General features: G+C 41.8%; 16 protein-coding genes. 7 read left to right on the forward strand and 9 right to left on the reverse strand.

The window, feature by feature from the left end; genetic code table 11:
• Positions 1-57 precede the first annotated feature (57 nt).
• A complete protein-coding gene (locus GXP67_RS06800) occupies positions 58-1,230 on the reverse strand; it encodes a M20 metallopeptidase family protein (RefSeq protein WP_162442443.1) in 1,173 nt (390 codons plus the stop codon).
• Between the two features lie 205 nt (positions 1,231-1,435).
• Here GXP67_RS06800 and GXP67_RS06805 point away from each other — a divergent pair, with 205 nt between their 5' ends.
• Positions 1,436-1,906, forward strand: coding sequence for a MarR family winged helix-turn-helix transcriptional regulator (locus GXP67_RS06805; protein WP_162442444.1), 471 nt, complete (start codon positions 1,436-1,438; stop codon positions 1,904-1,906).
• Positions 1,878-2,390, forward strand: a complete 513-nt coding sequence (locus GXP67_RS06810; RefSeq protein WP_162442445.1) for a GNAT family N-acetyltransferase — start codon at positions 1,878-1,880, stop codon at positions 2,388-2,390. Before GXP67_RS06805 ends, GXP67_RS06810 begins: the two co-directional genes overlap by 29 nt.
• A gap of 70 nt (positions 2,391-2,460) precedes the next feature.
• Here GXP67_RS06810 and GXP67_RS06815 read toward each other — a convergent pair whose 3' ends face one another.
• The 4 genes from GXP67_RS06815 to GXP67_RS06830 form a co-directional block, all read right to left on the reverse strand.
• Positions 2,461-2,787 (reverse strand): DMT family transporter, encoded by a 327-nt coding sequence (locus GXP67_RS06815; RefSeq protein WP_162442446.1) that lies wholly within the window; start codon positions 2,785-2,787, stop codon positions 2,461-2,463.
• A 148-nt stretch (positions 2,788-2,935) separates the two neighbouring features.
• Positions 2,936-5,377 carry a LamG-like jellyroll fold domain-containing protein gene (locus GXP67_RS06820; RefSeq protein WP_162442447.1) on the reverse strand — a complete coding sequence of 814 codons (2,442 nt, stop codon included), beginning with the start codon at positions 5,375-5,377 and terminating at the stop codon, positions 2,936-2,938.
• An 86-nt stretch (positions 5,378-5,463) separates the two neighbouring features.
• Entirely contained in the window at positions 5,464-7,350 is a 1,887-nt protein-coding gene (locus tag GXP67_RS06825; RefSeq protein ID WP_162442448.1) for a PQQ-dependent sugar dehydrogenase, read from the reverse strand.
• An 891-nt stretch (positions 7,351-8,241) separates the two neighbouring features.
• The gene (locus tag GXP67_RS06830; RefSeq protein ID WP_197901653.1) at positions 8,242-8,682 is read right to left on the reverse strand and encodes a nuclear transport factor 2 family protein; all 441 of its coding nucleotides are present in this window, start codon (positions 8,680-8,682) and stop codon (positions 8,242-8,244) included.
• Between the two features lie 1,152 nt (positions 8,683-9,834).
• Here GXP67_RS06830 and GXP67_RS06835 point away from each other — a divergent pair.
• On the forward strand, positions 9,835-10,452 hold the full coding sequence (locus GXP67_RS06835; protein ID WP_162442449.1) for a collagen-like triple helix repeat-containing protein: 618 nt from the start codon (positions 9,835-9,837) through the stop codon (positions 10,450-10,452).
• 103 nt (positions 10,453-10,555) lie between these two features.
• On the opposite strand, the gene GXP67_RS06840 is transcribed toward GXP67_RS06835, so the two are convergent.
• A complete protein-coding gene (locus tag GXP67_RS06840) occupies positions 10,556-11,428 on the reverse strand; it encodes a phosphoenolpyruvate hydrolase family protein (protein ID WP_162442450.1) in 873 nt (290 codons plus the stop codon).
• A gap of 9 nt (positions 11,429-11,437) precedes the next feature.
• Positions 11,438-12,694 (reverse strand): Tm-1-like ATP-binding domain-containing protein, encoded by a 1,257-nt coding sequence (locus GXP67_RS06845; protein ID WP_162442451.1) that lies wholly within the window; start codon positions 12,692-12,694, stop codon positions 11,438-11,440.
• 235 nt (positions 12,695-12,929) lie between these two features.
• On the opposite strand from GXP67_RS06845, the gene GXP67_RS06850 reads away from it, so the two are divergent.
• The 4 genes from GXP67_RS06850 (at position 12,930) to GXP67_RS06865 (ending at position 19,998) form a co-directional block, all read left to right on the forward strand.
• Positions 12,930-17,018, forward strand: coding sequence for an ATP-binding protein (locus tag GXP67_RS06850; RefSeq protein WP_162442452.1), 4,089 nt, complete (start codon positions 12,930-12,932; stop codon positions 17,016-17,018).
• 127 nt (positions 17,019-17,145) lie between these two features.
• Positions 17,146-17,586, forward strand: a complete 441-nt coding sequence (locus GXP67_RS06855) for a hypothetical protein (RefSeq protein ID WP_162442453.1) — start codon at positions 17,146-17,148, stop codon at positions 17,584-17,586.
• Between the two features lie 280 nt (positions 17,587-17,866).
• Positions 17,867-19,243 carry a B12-binding domain-containing radical SAM protein gene (locus GXP67_RS06860; protein ID WP_162442454.1) on the forward strand — a complete coding sequence of 459 codons (1,377 nt, stop codon included), beginning with the start codon at positions 17,867-17,869 and terminating at the stop codon, positions 19,241-19,243.
• 113 nt (positions 19,244-19,356) lie between these two features.
• On the forward strand, positions 19,357-19,998 hold the full coding sequence (locus GXP67_RS06865; protein ID WP_162442455.1) for a hypothetical protein: 642 nt from the start codon (positions 19,357-19,359) through the stop codon (positions 19,996-19,998).
• Between the two features lie 147 nt (positions 19,999-20,145).
• On the opposite strand, the gene GXP67_RS06870 is transcribed toward GXP67_RS06865, so the two are convergent.
• Together GXP67_RS06870 and GXP67_RS06875 are read right to left on the reverse strand one after the other, a co-directional pair.
• Positions 20,146-20,358 (reverse strand): hypothetical protein, encoded by a 213-nt coding sequence (locus tag GXP67_RS06870; RefSeq protein ID WP_162442456.1) that lies wholly within the window; start codon positions 20,356-20,358, stop codon positions 20,146-20,148.
• On the reverse strand, positions 20,342-22,615 hold the full coding sequence (locus GXP67_RS06875) for an ATP-binding cassette domain-containing protein (RefSeq protein ID WP_162442457.1): 2,274 nt from the start codon (positions 22,613-22,615) through the stop codon (positions 20,342-20,344). The genes GXP67_RS06870 and GXP67_RS06875 overlap by 17 nt, the downstream gene beginning before the upstream one ends.
• Positions 22,616-22,779 lie beyond the last annotated feature (164 nt).

Raw genomic sequence — 22,779 nt, forward strand, 5'->3', positions numbered from 1 at the left:
AAATATTTTTGTGCATTTTCACTGGAAATGGTATTCGGAAGTAGTTCTGAAGGATAATTATTCTATTGGTTTATTGAGTAAAGAAAGGGCAGCTTCCGAAAGAAATTCTGCACCATAGCTGATACAGGCTTCATCAACAATCATCCTGGGATGATGCAGAAAATAACTCTCCTGCCCTGAATTCCTCGCCCCTAAAAAGTAAAACATAGAAGGGACTTTTCTGGAATAAAAAGCAAAATCTTCGCCTCCTAATATGGCCTCAGTTTCTATCACATTTTCTTTGCTGAACAAGGTTTGCAGCGTTGGTTCGAGTTGCTTATGCACAGCTTTGTCGTTTACTACACTTGGGTAATCGAGTAAATGGTCAACCTCAATGGTTGCCCCAAATGTGGCGGCTATTCCTTTTGCGATTGTTTCGAGCTTGTCTTTTACCTGTTGGTAGGTGGTAAGGTCCAAAGCCCTGATCGTTCCCTCCAGAATAACTTTATCGGCAATAATATTAGGAGCCACTCCCCCACTAATTTTGGTAAAAGAAATGACCACCGGCTCCATCGGATTGGTATACCTTGTAATTACCGATTGCACCGCTTGAATCACACTGCTGGAGATAAAAATAGCATCAATAGCCAGATGGGGAGCTGCCCCTGCATGTCCGCCTTTCCCATGTATAGTTATTCGGAAGAAATTAGCACAGGCTAAAGCTTGGCCTAGTTTATACGCTATTTTTCCTACCGGAAGAAGCGGATGCACATGTAATCCGAGCGAATAGTGTACTCCCTCTAACTCATTGGCATCTACCATCCGCTGTCCGCCTGACTTTCTTTCCGGATCATCATAATTGCCTTCTTCCGAGGGTTGGAAGATGAATTTAACTGTTCCATTAAACTCTTTTTGTTTCAGTAAATGCGCAGCTCCGATCAACATTGTGGTGTGTACATCATGACCGCAGGCATGCATCTTTCCATCTACCTGGGAGGTAAATTCCAGGCCTGTTTCTTCCTTAATAGGCAACGCATCCATATCGGCTCTGAGCGCAACGCAGGGTCCGGTTCCTTTGGAAAGGGTGGCAATCACGCCTGTTTTAGCTACGCCTGCTCTGTAAGAGATAGCTAATGCATCCAATTCCTGGCAAACAAGCGCTGCCGTCTTATACTCCTGATAGCCTAATTCCGGCTGTTGATGAATTTGTCTGCGGATATGTATTAACCGTTGATTGAGTGCATTTTCCATAATGTAACTGAATTAAGATAGAAGGTGATTGGCATTTTTATCCTTCAATTTCTACTGCGTAATCGGTATTTCCAAATTTGGCAGACAAAAGAAACAGCCATACAGGAATAGAGCCAGATAATAATTTCTTTATATATAGTGGACTTTGTCAACTATTTGAAATATATTTGTAACATGATTAGCATAGGCCCATTGCGACTGTAAGATGGAAGAAACAAATAGTGTAGTCCAGCATATCAGGGCGTTCAACCGCTTTTATACTGACCTTATCGGACTATTAAATAAGAACCTGCTTAATAGTAACTATTCATTAGTGGAGGTACGTATTCTTTATGAAATACATATCAGAGAAAGCTGCCAGGCCTCTCAAATCATGACGGCGATACATATCGATAAGAGCTATTTAAGCCGCCTGCTAAAAAAAATGGAGAAAGCAGATCTCATTAAAAAGAGTCCCTCTGCGCAGGATGCAAGAGCACATTTACTTACCCTTACCCAAAAAGGCAGGGAAGTATTTTTAAAGCTGAACCAGGCATCGGATAAACAGATAGAAGGACTGATCAGCGCATTATCTCCTAAAAAGCAGCAGGCTATAGTCGGCCACATGCAATCAATCATGAATCTATTAACAATCAATTCTGCTGAACATGATAGCAACAGCCATCAAACTGAATGATATTAAGATACGGCAAGAACTTCAGCCTGGAGATCTGGGCTATATTGCATATCTGCATGGCTGGCTTTATTCGAAGGAGCTAGGCTATGGGCCTAATTTTGAACGATATGTTTTAGAAGGGCTTTCAGAAGTCGCCCGGCAGTATAACCCATCCAAGGATAGAGTTTGGATGTGTGAGCATGCGGGAAAAATTATCGGGTGTCTGATTGGCCTTCACAGAGAAGAAGATTGTGTACAATTGCGTTATTTTATCTTTCTACCAGAATACCGTGGCATTGGATTAGGGAAGAAAATGATGGATGAATTTATGGAGTATATGCAAGAGAAGAACTATAGAAAAGCATATTTATTAACCACCCAGGAGCAGCAAGCGGCTATTTCCCTATATACCAGGTATGGCTTTCAATTGGTAGAGGAAAAAAGCTCTACGGCGTTTGATAAGCTGCTGGTAGAAAGAAAATATACCTTAGCTATATCTCAGTAATAAAAAAGCCATCAATTTCACTTCCAGCCATAATTGTATTGCCAGGCAAAGAATGTGTACTTTTAGTTTACTAATGCGATACCGACTTTAATCCGATAATTGATCCTATCAGTGTTAACAGGAAAAAAATCCGCCAGAAACTAGCCGGATCTTTAAATACAAAAATTCCCATTAAGGCAGTGCCAACAGCTCCGATTCCTGTCCATACGGCATAAGCTGTACCAATGGGCAAGCTTTGGGCAGCTTTCATCAACAACACCATGCTGATCGTTAAGGAAACAAAAAATCCACCATACCAAAAATAAACTTCATTCCCTACCGCTTCTTTCGCTTTTCCCAGGCAAGAAGCAAAAGCTACTTCAAATAATCCGGCAATAATCAATATAATCCAATTCATCGCTTAATTTTATTTACAAAGATGGGCAAGAGAATTGAATAATAAATTTTACACATGATAAAAATGAAGAAGCCCTTCTGATTTCTGCTCTGATCCTGCCCAAGCTGACTTGTATGTTACCTGGAAAGGGGCAATTTGACCTAAAGCTTTATTTAATCTTATACATGATGAGCTTTTTTATACTCAGATATCGTTTGGTTGTTACACGAACAAAGTAAAGACCGTTTGGAAGATGCGAGCCATCAAATTCCAGGGTGCATACAGCCCCGGTTTCTTTCTTCTGTTCTACTATTCTATCCATGGTTGTGCCCTGCCCATTATATATTTCTACCAGCACATCTCCAGGTTCTGGCATCGTAAAACTTAACTTTACCTGTTTGGAAAAAGGATTGGGATAGGCTATAATATCAAAATTGGGGTCAACAGATCTGTGTTTCGAACCAGTTATCGTGAGCGCAGGGGCAATATAAGGCGATAGTCTGGTACCAGGGATGGGCCGCTCCAGGGTGCCACTAGGCAATTGCCAGCCCACCGCCAGATTATCTCCGCCTGTGCCTTCTTTTTGCAGGGCTTCAATGTAATAGCGCCGCTTTCCCTGCAAATAAATGCCTTCGGATTGCTGGCTGGTAAATCGAATCCATTCCCTGGGATTGGTGCGTGCTGAAAAAACCAGTCTCCGTTTATTAGCCGGATTATCATCTGTACTCAGCCATAGCTCACTATTTTCATCGCCGGTCAACCAGAAAGTATATTCTCCGCTGGAAGGCGGACAAATATACCCCCTGATTCTTGCGCCAAAGTTATCTGCCGTATTGATAGGCGCTTCAAATATAGTTAGCTGAGATGTAGTGGTGGGAGGCGTATTTACCGGTATGGAAGCAACGCTTGTACCAGGTATATTTGCCCAGTATTCCTGTACTATTTTACCGTTTGCTGCACACTCCTGTGGAATATTACCTACATTAGACAAGGCATATACTTCGCTGCTGAGCAGGGCTCTGTTATATACCCTTACTTCATCTATCCTTCCATGAATTCCTCCCCCGCCTATATTACCTATTTTTAAACCACCCCAGGCCTTAGGAGGCAGCATTCCAATTTTGGTTGCGAATAATTGTCCGTTTTTATAGAATTTACCTATGCCTCCTTCATAGGTAAATACAAAGTGCTGCCATTTATTGATCTCTACTGTACCAGCTGGCAGTTCTGTGCCGGTAAACCGGTTGGCAACATCAGTTCCTACAAAACCTTCGCCTGCCAGATTTGTATGAAACATAAAACCTCCCCAGCCAATAGCAGACAATATCTGATGCCGGGAAGTACCCAGAGAGAAAGGATATAGCCACCAGGCTACTGAAAAATTGGAAGGTTTCCAGGTTAAAGTAGGTACATTGATGTATTTACCTTGCAGGTCATTAAATTGTAAGGCTCCCTGCACCTTACCTTCAGTAGTCCAGATGGGTGAATTGATAAGGGTACCAGTATTATTGCTTCCGGATTGATCTGCCGCTATATTTCCACTGGTTTCATTTAAGGGCCAGTATCCGGCCAATCCATTGTTCAAAGTATTACTGGCAACCACATAGGGAGAAAGCCTGAAACCAGGTATGGGTCTTTCAAATACTCCACCACCTGGCAGTTGCCAGCCTACCGCCAGGTGGTCGCCCCCTGAGCCTTCTTTGTGCAGGGCTTCGATATAATATTTCTGTCCTTCCTGCAAGTATATAGGCGAAGATTGCTGTGAGGGAAACTTTGTCCACTGACGCGAGCTTGTCCACGAAGAGACAAAGGCTATCCTTTGTTTATTAGCCGGATTATCGTCTGTGCTCAGCCATAGTTCACTGTTATCATCACTGGCAATCCAGAAAATATAACTGCCACTCACTGGTGTATGGATAAACGCTCTTACTCTGCTGCCATAATTATTAGCTACATTTGCAGGACTTTCAAACTGCAAAAGCGGAGAGGTGGAAGCAGGAGGCGTATTAACAGGTATATTGGCCAGAGTGGTTCCGGGTACAATCGCCCACAATTCCCGTATAATGGGTGCGAAAGGAATGGCCTGCACTTGTACACCTTTCGACCAGAGGGTGCCTTTCCGGGTAAATATCGTAAAATAATAAGTCAGGTTATTAGTCAGATTGGTTATCGTTTGAGGAGCTGCCGTGCCTTTATATACTACTTTTCCCCTATCAAAAGCCGTAGCAAAACCCTGAAAATTCAGATTTGCCTGATACGCACTTCCATCACCTTTGGGAACCCCGGCAACAGAAGCACCTGCTTTCGCTACAATCAAAACTTCATCAAAACTATTGGGATTGGTCCAGTTGAGCGTGATCTGTTTGTTGCCAGCAATAGCAGTAGCATTATTTACATTATCTACCAGAGAAAAACAATCAGGCTGCATAAATATACTCTGCGTTCCTGTTAAGCCTGCTCCATCTGTCACTTTTAATACAATCTCAAAAAAGTAGGTTTGTCCGTCGCATCCACCTTCCGGAGAAATAATAGTAGTAGATTCACGCAGGGTGTCTATCGCGCCAGGGTGTGTATGTGTGTTGTGGTGCTGTATAGTTTGCCATTCATACAAAAGCTGGTTAGCAGTATGCTCTATATCGGTAACGGTAGCCCTTAAATTATATGTACTCTGCCCTACTATCGGATATACAGAATTAGCTACCGGGCTTGTGATGGTAACCGCTGGGGAGTATTGTTTACAGATACAAACAACGTGTTGTTTACAGCACTGATGCCTTTGTTATTGGTTACTTTTAAGGTGATAATATATTTAGCTGGAATTCCGGCAGGTGCTATAAACGTATGGGTAGGATTAGCCAGTGTACTTACAGCCGTTCCATCTCCGAAATTCCATTCATAAGTGAGAGCGGAATTTTCTGGGTCAGTAGAGTTACTGCCGGTAAATTGCACCTGCAAGGGACTCGGTCCATAGAATTTATCCATCGTAGCAACAGGTACCGGCGGACGGCTGGCACCATAATAAATCCGCCTGATTTCTGCGCCATCTATTCCCAAGTGTATATAAAACAGTCCGCCCAGGGTAGGATGAGTGGCCATGGATACCACAGAAGCGCCGGTACTGATAAAGTTTTTAACAGAAACCGGTTTATCATCGCCTGTCAGGGAAATATTGCGAATCCATCCAAGCCCATAATCGCCATGGAAATAAGTATTTTTGTACTCTGGCGGAAAATCATTTCCAGTATAAAAAACACCTCCTGTAGAAGAACTCCCTCCAAACTGAGGGCCTGTTACCGGAGAGCCTGAAGCACCAATATTAATCATAGCTGCCGCTTCTCCATTGAAAATTCCTGTCCGCGAAGGACCAGTTCCATGTTTCCAGTCTATAATTGGCCGGCTGTGAATAAATGTTTGTACAGAAGCAGGCAGACTTTGCGAGTTATCACAGGGATTTTTGAAACTAACTACTCCACTGGCAGTCGTTTGTTTGATCAGGTCCTGAAAAGTAAAATACTGCTGACTGCAATTATTGGTCAGAAATAAGGGATTGGGAGTATACGGGTTTGATGTTTTGGTATTGCTGTATATTTCCTGCGCTTCTAATCCTTCAAAAATGGGCCATCCAAAATTCATTCCTGGTTTGGTTACTACATTAATTTCTTCCCAGGTATTCCAGCCAACATCCCCTACATACAACACACCCGGGTTGGCTGCTATGCGGTCGATACTTCCGGTACCTGGTTTTAAAGTTACCCGGAAAGGATTCCGCAAGCCTAAAGCCCATATTCTGGAACGTACCGAATTTGGATTCGAGGGTTCATAAAACGGATTACTGGCAATACCTTCTCCGGTAAGCGGGTCTATGCGTAAAATTTTTCCGTTGAGGGATTCCAGCATCTGAGACCGGAGAGAGCCTACATCATGCAGGGGAGTAATAATACCATCAGCCAGTGCTCTGGAATAATAACTTTCTGAAGCACTGCCTACATCAGCCGAAGAAGGACTTGCCCCATCGCCGGTTGATATAAGCAAGGTGCCATCACTGCCAAATAACAAGGTACCCACCCCATGGGTTTTACTCAGTATTGGAATGCCGGTAGTTCTGCTTTGGCCGATCAGAATTTTTCTGCTTGCCGGATCAACGCTGAATATATTTCCGGTTTTTGTAGCTGTATATTGGGTAAGCCTGCCAATGGTAGCAGTAAAATATTCATTTGTAGCAGGCTTATACGAAGCAGTTCCGGCGGTCATTAAGTAGTGCCGGTCTACCACATACAGTACATAAAAAAAACCATTGGTTTCAAATTGCGGATGTAAGGCAAAACCAAGCATACCATGGTCGTGCCAGCTGCCTACTTCCGGGCTAATATCCAGCAATAACTGTTTTTGATTGTTATTCACCACCCATACTTTACCGGTACGTTCCCACACAAACATATCGTTGCCATCCTTACTAAAGGTGAGCCCTACTGCCTCTTTATATTCAGTGGAGATTACAGCTGAAGAGAATCCACCGGGAGGAAGCTGAGCTGCTACATTAGAGGAATTGGATACATGTAAGGTAAGGGCTAGTATGATATACAACCATACTCTATTACAGGAATATATCGAACTGATATTAATTCTCAGCCTTATACTGTTGCGTGATATATTCAAAAGAGATATAAAAAATGGGAATACATACTTCGTAAGTATTTTACCAGTAAAAATACAGCACATACATTGAAGATGGTTTTAGGTAGAATAATAATTGACAATATATACTGGCTAATGAAATTTATTATAAAAATCTAAGAAGCAAAACGAGATATAGCATTGCATATAAGTCGGGTATGCAGGAATAAATGACACAAAACGGCACAATTCACAGCAAGGCCTTATCTTAATTATACGTTTGTACAAGGCATGGAATTACCGAGCCTTCCTCGGGGCTGATAAACAATTAATATTGAGATACATACGAGGGAGTTACGTATTAGTTTGACATACACATAGCAAACTACTGGCAATCATTATCAAACTGTATAAAAGCATAAAAGGCGCTTATACAATTACAATTCTCGCAGACAAAGCATAAGAACAGATTTTAGCTGGCTAAAGATTAAGAGGGCCGGGCCCATGTATCAAAGGAAGATTTACTTATTCACAGGTTTTACTTAAATCTTGCCTCAAAGTACCAATGGCGATATTGATTTTTTTCGTTGAGGAATGATCAACTCTTAAAAATAGGAAAGAAAGGTAACTAACTTAACAGACAAAATCAATAGTTTAATTAAGTATAATTCCTTAAAAATAAGTATGTAACTATGGCAGATAAAAGTGTCGTATTTCAATATATAGGTGTCAAAGGATTTCCGCCGTCAATAAATATCTTCCATTTTGATTAAGGCTCCTGTTATCCATGGAAATGACAGTTGACCAATAGCCAGGTGATGTATATCAAAAATATCAACCCATGCAACAGGTATTTTCTTCTTATTTTGCAGGCAGGCGGTTTTTTCTGTAAGAATTCTTAATGGCTATTTTACCATTCTTAAATGTAAACAAATCGCATCCTGTAACTTCAATCTTAGTTCCATCTGATTTTGTACCTGTAAAAATCCATTCTGAAAACCCTCTGTCTCCTGCAATAAAGTGTCTGGAATTCCCCCAATGCGCATCAGGAAAGGTTATAAATACTTGTTCAAATGCTTTCTTCACTTGAAGTTGCCCTGTAAATTTTTCGCCGTCCATAGCTGGCCCTGCCGAAGCCTCAAACATACAGTCATCCGTCATATGAGATATGATTGCCTGCACATCATGTGCATTAAAGGCATCAGCAAAAGACTGGAGAAACGCTTCTGTAACTTGCTTAGTTGATTGTGCCATAAGTAAAATGGGTAAAAATAAAAGAAAGGTCAAAGCTCCTGTTTTCATATACGTTCTGGTTAGGTTTGTTTCAAGAAGCGCTGATAAAAGGCAAGCTAATGGATTAAATATCCTTACTAGTAGTACTGAATTCGGGTATAGCTTTGTGCCGGAAAAAGGACGCTAAAGGATGCGTTGTTACGCGTAGTTATGTTTATTTCACAACAAAATGCAGCACTTCTGTTCCATATTTTTTTTCTTTGGCTGGGCAGAAATAAACTCTCAACCATCATTGATCTTAACTTATGCTTGTGATGGGAGACACAGCATAAATTAGCAAAAAAACCGAATTTTAAGAAGTATGAGAAGAAATTACTTTCTAATAAGCAAATAGGTTATCATTATTTCCGGATGGTAAATTTGATTACCGAACTATACACCCTATACTGCCCATTCGATGCATAATCTTTTAAGGTATACTCTGTGTTTTTTGTTAAATTATCGGTAATGAGAATCGAGAATATTCCTTTGCCCATTTTAGCTCCAAGCGACTTTTCGTAACCTTGTGAACCATTAATGCCTCCATTACGAGCAGTATTCCAGACAAATCCATGATCAGTAATAGTAGTATTTTCTGCATAAAATATTTCGCCCGTAAAAACAGCTCCTTTTGCTGTCTGTTCTATTGAAATTGTCCGTACACGCGGAAAAGGGAGGGAAGCAGGATCTTCAGTTTTTTGGCAGCTACAGAGGGGAAAGCAGTAATAGAGAGCATAAAGAAATTAACAGACATAGGCAAAGGCCTAAGCAAAAAGTGAACATATGAACATAATGGATATCGTAATAATACCTTTTAAGGTAAGTACAGAGAAGATAATGGACAAACTACCATCAATATCATGGTGTAATATTTAAATAAGTAAACAGAAAAAATCAGATATAAATCTATTATACTATACTTGCCGGGTAAAAGCATGTTCCAGTACTTTTATCGGAGAAAACAGGAAGGCCAAACCAAACTAAAATCTATACTTGGAACTGAATGCGTATACAGTAGATGTGGCGGGAGAGTTAAACAATTCTATCTTATCTGCTCTATTAAAAGGATAAACTGTATATTTTGTTACTGTCTCTCTTTCTAATAGTAATTCTGGCCCTCTCTTTGATATTGCTTTTAATAGAATGAATTGTAACTTAAAAAGGATTATTAACACGAGTACTATGAAAAAATATACTTTTAACGCAATGGTATGGCTTATACTGGCCTGTATTTTATGGAATTGCAAAGGAGATCCGGGCATTCCGGGAGCCCCAGGTGCGCCTGGCCCTACCGGACCACAAGGACCGGCTGGACAGGCTGGCAGTCAAACGGTAGCCCTTATGTATGAAAGAATTTTTGATTTAAATGCTGCTAACAAATGGGAAATGATTTATACTTTTCCCGCCAACGATGAAATTTACTTAGAAGATGTAGCCCTGGTGTATCTGTTATGGGATCAGGTAGAAACCGATAATGAACCTTTGGATATCTGGCGGATGATGCCAGTGAGTTATTTTAATTCCAAAGGAATCTTAAATATGAATTTTGATTTTTCAGCAGAAGATGTGCGTATTTTCCTGGAAGCTTCTTATGCCCTGGATACCCAGACTGAATTTAAGGATGTGGTGGCCCGTATTGTGATTGTTCCTGCCGATGATTCTCCCAACGGACGGAAAGCTTCCATCAATTATGAAAATTTTGAAGAAGTAAAAAAGGCATTTGACCTCAAAGAAACTAACATTAAACAAGGAAAACCATTTATGCAAATGCTCAGGGAAGCCCAACTAGCAAAGAAATAAGCGGCTTATTAATTGCCTGAGCTACTTGAATGTTTGAACTTGCCTATATGCTGACGCTCAATCAACTACCGGCTTTGAGCCGGTAGTTTTGTTTTTCTTTCAGTTATTTATTTCTATGGGGTAATTCAATCGATTTAAACTGGCGGGTCAAATTTGTTAATGAGGCTTCTACGCCCATCCGTTCCAGAGAGGATGCCCCCACAAAGCCATGTGCCTCTGTTTTAGCAATGATACTGCGGACATCTTCAGGAGTATTAACAGGTCCTCCATGGGTAAGAAAAAATATGTTTGGATTCACTTCTTTCCCGGCTTGTATAATGTTAGTGGTCCGTTCAATGGCTTCATCCATGGTGCAGGTTGCTTCTACTACACCTATTGAACCACCTGTAGTTGTTCCTACATGTGCGATAATAGCATCTGCTCCTGCTTCTGCCATCTGCCTGGCTTCCTCAGGTTTGGCTACATATACAATAGAGAACAAATCCATCTTTGTTGCCAGCCGTACCATTTCTACTTCTTTATTAAAACCCATCCCTGTTTCTTCCAGCACATTTCTGAAATGCCCGTCTACAATAGAATGTGTCGGAAAGTTATTGATACCAGAGAAGCCCATTTCTTTCACTTTTAATAAATGATGCCACATCCTCCGCCGGGGATCGGACCCATGTACCCCACAAATCACAGGGATTTCTTCCACCACTGGCAATACTTCAAACTCTCCTATTTCCATAGCCACCGCATTGGCATCTCCATACGCCATCAACCCGGCGGTAGATCCATGACCTGCCATCCGGAAGCGGCCTGAATTGTAGATAATAATCAGATCAGCGCCGCCTTTTTCAATAAATTTAGCACTTATCCCGGTACCGGCACCTGCCGCAATAATGGCCTTATTCTGATTTAGTGTATGTTGTAAGCGGTCTCTTACTTCTTGTCTGGTGTAGGGATTTCCCTTACCTGTCCATGGATTTGGCATAAGTTGATTTTATATCTGGGCTTGTTTATGTATGTCGGTTGTATGTTGTTTTATCATATCTAATAATACCTGCACAGCCATCCGGGCAAACTCTTCATCATTGATATGGGCATCTGCTTCTATTACCTGCACCGGATCTGCCGCATATTTTCTTATGGATTCAAATAAAATCTTATCTGTTTCGGGATGATAAAACACACCACCTTGTGCATCTATCTGAGATATTCCCTGTAAGGGTAACAAAATAGCTGCTGGCGCAGCAGACTGGTTCACTTTCCGGGCAAGTCTTTCTCCCAGTATCCTGTTTTCTTCCTGATTGGTTCGCATTAAGGTTACATCAGGCGCCCAGCTATATAGTTTTCGTGATTTATATAGCTCAGGTACGGTATCCATCTGTGCAAAATTTACCATATCCAGGCAACCGGGAACTACTACTTGTGGTATCCCCATCTGGGCAGCAGCATTCATACGGTCAGGACCGGCGCTCATCACCCCCTCACATAGTTCATCTGCCAGCTCGGTAGTAGTAATATCTAAAAGAGCATCGAAACAGCCCTCCCGGATTAATGACTCCATGGTTTTACCACCCACACCAGTCGCATGAAAGGCAAGTACTTCGTAGCCTTGTTTTTCGAGTAATTCCATACACTTATCTACACAAGCCGTTGTATTGCCAAACATGCTGATGGCAATTCTTTTAACACCAGTATCTTCCTGCGTAGCTTTTACTTTTGCCATCGCACAAACCGCTGCAGTTGCTTGCCTGATCAACAGTTTGCTGATGCTGTTAAGTCCTGCCAGATCAACAATGGAAGGCATCAACGTAATATCTTTGCTTCCCATCTGCCGGGATAATTCTTTTGTAGCTATAGTAGTTAAACAAAATTTGGGAATCCCTAAAGGAATTGCCTGCATGGCCGCAAGTGCAATATAGGTTCCACCTCCCCCTCCCATTCCAATCGCTGCTTTCATTCCACCAGCAGTTACCAGATCAGCAACGATTTTTGCCGCTCCCTTTGCCATGTTATCCACGGCATATCCCCGGTCTCTCTTTTTTCTCAGATCTGCTATGTTCAACCCAGCTTCCAAGGCAACCTGATCGGCTTCAAAATCTACAGGAAAAAGGTCAGTAGTGCCCATCACACCTGTATTGATGGTGATAATCTGTTCTCCCTGTTCCAGTAAACAGTTGCGCAGAAAGGAAAAAATCATTCCTTTGGTATCAAAACAGCCCAGCATTAACACATACTCTTTTGTTGCCATCATCCGATCATCTCCTGTTAAATAGCTCTCTTTGAAAAAATGCAGTCATAAATGTATAGTTTATTTGATTTGTTCAGGCATTAAAGTGTATTTTTTTGGAAAATGTAATGAATACATTACCTGAAAAACTGAAACATAAGTAAATTTTGAGCAGGTATAAAGCTGTAGAATTTAAGTTTTCATCCTATCTTACTGAGGAATAAAAAATCAGGTATTTACTACATACTGCATCATACCCTTGCTAACCAGATGGATAGGTACATTGTTGTTTTTTCTGCCAGTACTTTGCTGCCAGGCACAAGCGCATGTTCCCTCTGCTACTCAACTTCCGCGTCCTGACCTGGAAAGGGGCAGTTTTTATTTTCAGAATTACACACCCAAAGAGTATAAGGCTTCTTTTCAAAACTGGCAGGCACTCCAGAATAAACAAGGTATCCTGTTTTTTGCCAATGGAGATGGCGTATTGATCTATGATGGCAAAGCCTGGACACTGGTAGAAACGCCTGCCAAAAGTGTGATCCGGTCGATGGTAATGGATGAGGCAGGAAAAGTATGGGTGGGCGCACTCGACGATTTTGGCTATCTGGAACAAGGTATAGATGGCCGCTTTGTATATGTATCTATGTTGCCGAAGGTGAAGCCAGAACACAAGCGTATGGGCAATATCTGGAATATGCATCTACACAAAGGGCTTGTATACGTGGAAGCAGAAACGGGTATTTTCTCCTGGAACGGGCAACTATTACACTTCCAGTACTTTCCTGATCCTGAGACATATCACCGGGCATTTTTCTGGCAAGATGTGCTGTATTTACATGAATATGGGAAAGGCGTAATGCGCCTGGAAGGCGGTAAATTTGTCCTGGCAACTGGCGGAGAGTTTCTCAAAGACAAGAAAATATATACCGTTTTGCCATATAACCAGCGTCGTGTGCTGCTGGCTACCAAAACTGAAGGGCTTTTTCTCTATGACGGAAAGCAGATAACGCCATTCATAACGCAGGCAGATGCTTATTTAAAAGAAAAACAAATATACACCGGAACATTACTGCCAGACAGCCTTTTTGCTTTCGGAACACTTACAGGCGGTGTTATAGCCATTGACCATCAGGGGCAGATCCGTTACACGATCACCAAAGAAAATGGATTGCCTACCAATACCGTATTAAGCCTGGCAACTGACCGCACCGGAGATGTATGGCTTTCGCTGGACAATGGCATCAGCCGGGTTGAAATCAGCAATGGCCTGAATATCTATCTGGAAAACCGGGGATTTGAAGGCAGCCCGTATGATATATGCCGCTACAATGGCGAGTTGTATATTGCTTCCAGTGTGGGATTATTTGTATTACGTCCGGCTGAGTATCCGAATAAGCAATCCTATTTTGAAAAAATCCCTCAGATTAATTCTGCCTGCTGGAAACTTCTGCCAGTAAATAATCGCCTGCTGGTTGCTTCCAAACAAGGTGTGTTTGAGGTAAACGATAATAAGATACAACAGCTTACAGATATTTCGGCCATTGCACTTCACCGCTATAAGGCTGATAGTACCCGCATTCTGATCGCAGAAGAGAGTAAATTACAATCCCTGCGGCTGGTGAATGGCAACTGGCAGCCTGCCAGTGCAATCAATATGCAAGCCGATGATATTAAATTCAATGAAACCTTGCCTGGCAGGCTTTGGCTATACACTTTTTCACAGGGAGCCTATTTGCTGTCTTTTTTACAAGCAGACGGTTCTATTGATTATGATAAGCCTACTAGTACCCATTTTGGTCCGAAAGAGGGTTTGCCGGAAGGCTATATCAAAATGAACAGCATTGGCCAGCAGGAGATATTCCGGGTTGGAACAGAGAGTAAACTTTTCCGCTTTAACTATACAACCAACCGTTTTTCTCCGGATACTACTTTTGCTCAAAAATTCGGGCTTGCCAATGAAAGTATATTTCCGGTAACAGATACAGATAGCAGAGGTGCTTTCTGGGCAAAAACCCGGCGGAAAGAAGATGGCAGCAAACAACAGCTTATCATCTCACCAGCTTCCGGAAATACCTATCACGTACAACGGATGGATGTTTCACGGATTCTGGAACAGGTAGGACTGGTTACTTATCCCGAACCCAATGGTTTTGTGTGGTATGCAGCATTTGGAGGTATTGTACGCCAGGAAGTGAATAAACCTGTAAAGCCTGATACTAGTTTTGCTACTTATCTGAATAGAATCCTGCTGCAAGGAGATTCTGTTTTCTTTCAGGGTATCGGCGGCAGCCGCCAGCGCTTAACTTTTCCGTACATGTCTAATGCCTTCCGGTTCGAATTTACTTCTACCAATTTTACTGCTGGCGAGGCCAATACTTTTCAATATAAACTGGAAGGATTTGATGAAGACTGGTCGGCCTGGACGAAGGAAACCACAAAGGAATATGCCAGAATCTGGGAAGGTAACTATACCTTTCTGGTCCGCTCACGCAATTATGCTGGTATCATCAGTAAACCGGATACTTTCAGTTTTGTAGTAGCACCTCCCTGGTTCAGAAGTATCTATGCATACCTGGTTTATGCCTTGAGTGGTGGATTATTTATGTGGGGAATTGTCCGCTGGCGTTCCTATCAGTTGAGGCAGGAAAAAGAAGCCCTGAAAAAAGAGATTGCCCTCCGCACCCTTGAAATTACCAATAAGAATAGTCAACTGGAACAGCAGTCGGAAGAACTGAGAATGAATGCGGAACAGTTAAAAGCGCTGGATAAGGTCAAAACGAATTTCTTTGTCAATATTTCACACGAATTCCGCACGCCTTTGTCTCTGATATTAAGTCCGCTGGAAAAATTCATCGAAGAAAAGCAGGATAAAAAGCTGCGTTTGATAGAAGCCGAACGTATGCACCGGAATGCCCGCAGGCTGCAACAACTGATCAATCAATTACTGGACCTGGCTAAATTGGAATCCGGAGGCATGAAGCTTTTGCCACTACCTTCCGATTTTATTTACTTTTTACGCGTGCTTATTTCTTCCTTTGAGTCCCTGGCCGAAAACCGCAACATCCGGTTTGAGCTACATATTCCTTCCCCTAGTTACGAAGCCAGTTTCGATAAAGAAAAAGTGGAAACTATCCTTTATAATTTACTATCCAATGCCTTTAAGTTTACGCCAGATGGCGGACGTATTGATTTTAAGGTAACTCTTCCGGAAGAAAACTCACCGCAAACCGTTACTATCGCTATTTCTGATACAGGTCCGGGTATACCGCCGGAGGAAATTGATAAAATATTCAACCGGTTTTATCAGGTAGACAGTTCCAGTTCTCGGGCCTATGAAGGAAGTGGAATCGGATTGTCGCTGGTAAAAGAACTGGTACAACTCATGCATGGAACAATTGAAGTGCAAAGCCAGCTACAGGCAGGCACTACATTTACACTTGAATTGCCCTTACCAAAATCGGAGTCGGCAAAATCCATATCTGTTTCCCCCCTGCCACAGGAGATTTATGTGCCTAATCAGGAGAATGACAGTGAAATCGCAAATAAGGAATACCAGGCATTCTTCGAAAACAAAAGCATTCCTTCAGAAGCTCTGGTATTGCTGGTAGAAGACAATGCAGACTTACGGGCATATATTCAGGAAAGCCTGAACGATGAATACCAGATTGTTCTGGCAGAAAACGGAAAGGTGGGCTGGGAGAAAGCTATTGAACTCATTCCAGACGTGATCATCAGTGATATGATGATGCCGGTTATGGATGGATTTACATTATGCACCCAGATCCGCCAGGATGAACGGACCAGTCATATTCCTTTCATTTTGCTTACCGCCAGAACTACCATCGAAAATAAATTGCAGGGGCTGGAACTGGGTGCAGATGAATACCTGACCAAACCCTTTAACATAAAAGAGGTAAAAGTCCGGATAAAAAATTTGCTGGAAAGCCGTAAAAATTTAAGGAAAACGTATAGCCGCGAGCTGATTATTCAACCCAAGGATATTTCAGTTACGTCGGTAGATGAACGTTTTTTGGAACATGCCCTGCAACTGATGGAAAAATACATCGGCGATGAAGATTTCTCGGTAGAAAAATTTGCCGAGGAAATGAACATGAGCCGGCAACATCTGCTCCGTAAAATAAAAGCTCTAACCGGCCAGTCGGTAAATGAGTTTATCCGCCATTTCCGCCTCAAACGGGCGGCTGCGCTTATCGGAGGGAAAGGGGGCAATGTGAGTGAGATTGCCTATCAGGTTGGTTTCAGCAATATGTCTTATTTTGCTAAATGCTTTAAAGACCTTTTTGGGGTGTTACCCAATGAATATGTGGCGAAGAAAGATGTGAATTGATACTATTTTCTGCCTTTTTACGGTTTCAAGCCATATGTTCCAAATGTAGTAGGGTTTGTTCCATTTGTGTTAACACCTGCCCTTCCCATTGCTATAGTTTTGTGGCATACAAAAACAACATAACTCCATGAAACTTTTCCAAACTCTTTCTCACTCCATTATTCATTTTAGTACAAGCATTCTATTTGTAATCAGCTTTTTATTTGCCTTCACTTCCTGCCAGAAGGATGAAGATAAAGCCCCTGACACCCGGACTTTATTTGTTGGCAATTATCAGGTAGAAGACCTGAGCGCTTCCAGCGGCTATACCTATAATTATGAGATTACCATAGCCAATGTTTCCGGACAGTTGCAGATCTCTAATTTTGCCGATATGCTCAATAAGCCTGTACAGGCAATTGTAGAAGGCACTAAGCTAACGATTCCCTCCCAAACCTTCAATGGCACCAATGGCGCTATCCTGCAGGTATCAGGCTCCGGCACTTTAACCGGCAACCTGCTGAACTTTACCTATAAAACCACTGGTGCACTTACTTACAATGGCACCTGTAAGGCAATCAAAAAATAATCCTGCGATTTTTATATCAATCCCGGAAGGTAAGTATATAGAGCCCAATCTATGTACTTCCTTGTTTTATAGCTTATATTATGCTAATTCTTATGCTTGGTACGTATTACTAATATCAATTATACCGCAAACTAATTATATCTTTTTTTATAATCCCCTCGCTAAAAATTTTCATAGCCAAATAATAGAGAAAGTCAAAAGTAATATTAACTTTGTATTTCAAAGTACTTTTTAATTCATAATTAAATTATTATTTTGATCTATACTCAAGCAGTTTCCCATGAAAATAGATATTATTATCGCCTATATTCAACGGTATAAGAAAGGCCATGCTGTCGATTTTGTACCCCCTATTACTGGTATTCACCTGGCTGCACTTACTCCGGCCAAGTACCAGGTAAATGTGATCCATCAACAAGTGGAAGCCGTCCATCTGGATACGGATGCGGATGTAATTGCCATTTCTTTCTTTAGTGGTTTTGCTCCGGAGGCTTACCACCTGGCTACCGCGTATAAAAAGCGGGGAAAGATTGTAATAGCTGGTGGTCCGCATGTAACCTATTGCCAGGACGAAGCCTTGGCGTACTTCGATGCCATTGTGGTTGGAGAAGCGGAAACAGTATGGGCGCAACTGCTCGACGATTGTGAAAAGGGATGCCTGAAAACAGTTTATCAGGGACAACCTTGTGATATGCAGCAAATGCCTACACCCCGGTATGATTTATTAAAAGGTAATTTTTTTATTCCCCGGGTTATTCAGGCTACCAGAGGGTGCCCTTTTACCTGTTCTTTTTGTACAGTTCCCAGCCTCAATCCAGGTTTCCGGCTACGTCCGGTGGAGGAGGTAATTAAAAATATTCAATACAATAAATTTCCCTACTGGTGGCAGCGGAAAGTAGTCTGGTTCTGGGACGACAATCTGACTATTAACCGTCCCTACATCAGGCAACTACTAGAGGCGATGATTCCCCTGAAAAAATGGTGGCTCACTCAGGCAAGCCTGGATATTGCCAAAGATGAACAGCTACTTGATCTGATGAAGGCTTCAGGCTGTATTGGTATTTTCTTTGGCATTGAAACCTTTTCTAAAGAAAGCTTAGGCGATGCCAATAAGCGGCAGAATAAAATAGAATATTATAAAAAGGCAGTGGACGCATTGCATAAAAGAGGCATCTGTGTAATGGCAGGTTTTATTTCCGGTTTCGATCATGACAGTCCGGAAAGTATAGTGGAAATGGCCGACCGCTTGCTTGAAATCGGTGTGGACGTTCCATTCCTGAGTATACTTACTCCCTTTAAAGGAACACCTCTCTACAACCAGCTGGAGAAACAGGATAGAATTTTAGACGACAGAGGCTGGGAGTATTATAATGGTTATAATGTCGCTTTTGTTCCTCACCGGATGTCACCGGAAACTTTACTGGAAAGCCATCGGAACTTGTGGAAACGGGCATTTTCTTTTACCCACAGTATCCAGCGGATATGGCATTCACTCCGGCACCTGCGTTTAGGAGCGCTCTATATGTCGGTATGTATGAATAGCTTTTACTGTTCTAAGCAACTGACCGGAAACTACCCCCTTGAAGCCAGTACATTGGATCTAGGCAAAGATAAGAAGCCTACTGAGAATATAGCAAGAGCGCCTCAATCTGCTTAAAACATATAGTCAATAGCTGCTATTAAAAGTCATATTATTTATATGTTTAATTGTTTTTCATAGAATAGTAGTCTTCCAGGTCATGTGCATGCAGATTTATTAGGCAACCTATAATGAAAGAGACAATAACTATAATAGCATTAATTCTGCTGATATTTTTATATAGCTGTAACTTTGAAGAAAAGAAGGCTGATGAATTTGTACAAGAGGCTTTAACAGATACAACCTTTACTGCAGAAATTCCTCAAAAAATAGGAGGAACTTTAATCTGTATTGTAGATTATTCAAATGATTTTCACTCTTACGATTACTCTATTGATTATACATATAAAGATAGTATTGATCATATATTCTCTTTGGGTTCAGGCCGGTATTCCGGCCAAACATGGCCTAAAAATGAACAACTCCAAGAAGTGGGTAATTGGGTAATTTTGAAAACAAGTTCAGGTCATCATTCCGACAAGTTAATAATTGGAAAAGTCAACCAGTTAAAACCCTGGCAGGAATATGAATTTTCTCCTGAGAAAGTTGAACAAGAGGTACTTTGGCAGCATAAAAAAATCAACTCTGCGCCTGGTAATTACGATTCCAAAGTTTCTATTGAAGAAATTGATTCTAAAGGTATAGTTACTATTACTTACGAATTTGCTACAAAGAATAGAATATTTTCATTTTCAACCGCGGAAATAAAAGTCTTTTACCAAATTGATTATGGAACAGGGAAGCCAGTAATGATTGATATAGAAGAGTATTAATCAAAGAAGGTTGCTTAAACCCAGCTTAGACGCGCAGGTCCCTTTCAAAGGGCAATGCTAACGCAGAAGGGCACACCACCATTTAGCTATGTTAATTATAACCCATTACCTTATTGCTTCCATTTCTGGCAACCTACCCCATAACAATCACTCCGGGAGCATCTCACAGTGATGCCCGGTTACGCTTACAAAATCAATCACTTTATCGGGCACAATGGCCTCCCCTTCTACTCTTAAAATCTTATCACAATCCTCCAGATCCACGTTTACTTTCAAGTCTGGAAACGTGGCTGAAAGGGAAGCAAGAATTCGTTCTGCTTGTTTTTTATTCTCAATATTGGTTTTAAAAATCTCTACCATGTATCGACTCTTTTAAATATTTTCCTGTAAGTGAAGTAGGTGAATGTAAAATCTGTTCAGGCGTTCCTTCAAAAATAATTTCTCCGCCATTTTTTCCGCCATCCGGGCCAAGGTCAATAATCCAGTCTGCATTTTTAATAATATCCAGGTTATGTTCGATCACAATTACCGTATTTCCGCCTTCTACCAGCCGGTTCATTAATGCCAGCAGATGCCCTACATCCGACATATGTAAGCCTGTGGTGGGTTCATCCATTACATAAATACTTCCTTTTTTATGTAATTCACTGGCCAGTTTTATCCGCTGGCACTCCCCTCCCGAAAGTGTACTCAGGGGCTGCCCAAGTGTCAGATAATCGAGCCCTACATCGCTCATGGTTTGCAGGGTATGTTGTACTTCTTTTAGTTTCATTTGCTCCAGCGCCTGTTCTATGGTCATTTCCAGTACATCCGAAATGGATTTGCCCTCTAGTTTATAAGCCAGTACTTCTTCCTTAAACCGTTTGCCGCCACATATTTCGCAGGGTGTTTTCACGCCATCCAGAAAAGCAAGATCCGTATAGATCACTCCCAGCCCCTGGCAATTCTCACAAGCACCTTTCGAGTTGAAGCTGAACAAAGATTCGCTCACCTTGTTTGCTTTGGCGAATGCTTTGCGAAGCTGATCCATGATGCCTGTGTAAGTAGCCGGGTTAGACCTGGTAGAAGTGCCTACCGCTGCCTGGTTAATGACAATCGCATCCGGATGTTGCGTGAGAAATACCTGGTTGATCAGTGAACTTTTACCTGAACCAGCCACCCCAGTTACTACCGTTAACACACCAGTAGGTATCTCTACACTTACATTTTTCAGATTATTAATTTTAGCATTTCGAATAGCCAGTTTTCCTGTGAAAGTGCGGTAATTGGTTTTTAAGGGTAAAGACTGCTTCATAAATTTGCCAGTTAAGGTTGAAGCCGAAAGTAAACCCGAAAGATTTCCCTGGTACATGATCTGTCCACCATGACTGCCGGCATGCGGACCCACATCTATGATATGATCGGCTACTTTAATCACTTCCGGATCATGTTCCACCACGATTACCGTATTTCCTTTATCTCGTAATTTCTGCAATAATCCGTTCAGGCGGTATACATCTCTGGGATGCAAGCCTACACTGGGCTCATCAAAAATGTACATCACATCCACGAGGCTGCTGCTTAGGTGTTTTACCATTTTTACCCGCTGCGATTCTCCGCCTGATAATGTATCGGTTTCCCGGTTCAAGGTGAGGTAATCCAGGCCGATATCTACCAGGTGTCCGAGGCGTTCCGTGAGGGTTTGAACCATTGGTGCCGCCACAGGCTCATGGATGGTTTGCAGAAAATCGATTAAGTCGCCTACTTCCATGGCAGAAAGCTGGGCAATATTATATCCGTGAATTTTACATCCTAGCACGGACTGATTGAGCCGGGCACCTTTACACAGCGGACAGGGAGCCATTTTGATAAAAGGCGCTACTATTTTTTGCGTCCGTTCTGATAGGGTTTTAATATCGCGTTTAATATACGACTGGGTAAACTTTTCGATAATACCCAGATAGGTTGCATTCATGGTGCTGCCGCCAATCTGAAGCTTAAACTTTCGGGGCTTGCTATGCAGCAGCAGATCCAGTTCTTCTTCTGTGTAGTCGGAAATCTTTTTATCATTATCAAAAAATCCGGTATTCTTATACATCTCCTTTTCCCAGGTAGCAAAAAAAGGAACCTGGATCGCACCTTCGTTAAGTGATTTGGAAGGATCAACAAAATCATCGGCAATCACGCCCATTTTCCGTCCGATCCCATTGCATTCCGGGCACATTCCCTGTGGATCATTAAAAGAAAAAGCATTGGAATATCCCACAAATGGTTTTCCAACCCGGGAGAATAGCAAGCGCATCACTGGGGAGATATCAGTAATGGTACCCAATGTGGAATGAGAGCCTCCACCCAGACGCTTTTGATCTACCACAATGGCCATGCTTAAGTTTTCGATACTATCTGCATCGGGATGCGCATACCTGGGCAGAAAGTTGCGGATAAACATGCTGAATCCTTCAAACAATTGCCGTTGTGCTTCGGTAGCGATGGTATCAAATACGATAGAAGATTTTCCAGATCCGGATACGCCTGTAAAGACGGTGATTTTCTTCTTAGGTATTTGTAAGGACACATTTTTAAGATTATTTTCCCTGGCTCCTTTGATAATGATTTGTTCCTGATCCATTAATTGCATAGGTGGTGTTTGTGATAAGTATGCCTGTAGCTTCTGGTTTTAACTGCTTTTTTACTGTCGGTTTTCTATCATAGCTATTTGCATCAAAATTATTATCAAATCTATATCAAGGCACTGACAATGGTATGTCAGTGCCTTGATATTTTTACAAAAAAACAGATAGT

Origin of the sequence: Rhodocytophaga rosea (assembly GCF_010119975.1) — a bacterium.
GTDB classification, from domain to species: domain Bacteria; phylum Bacteroidota; class Bacteroidia; order Cytophagales; family 172606-1; genus Rhodocytophaga; species Rhodocytophaga rosea.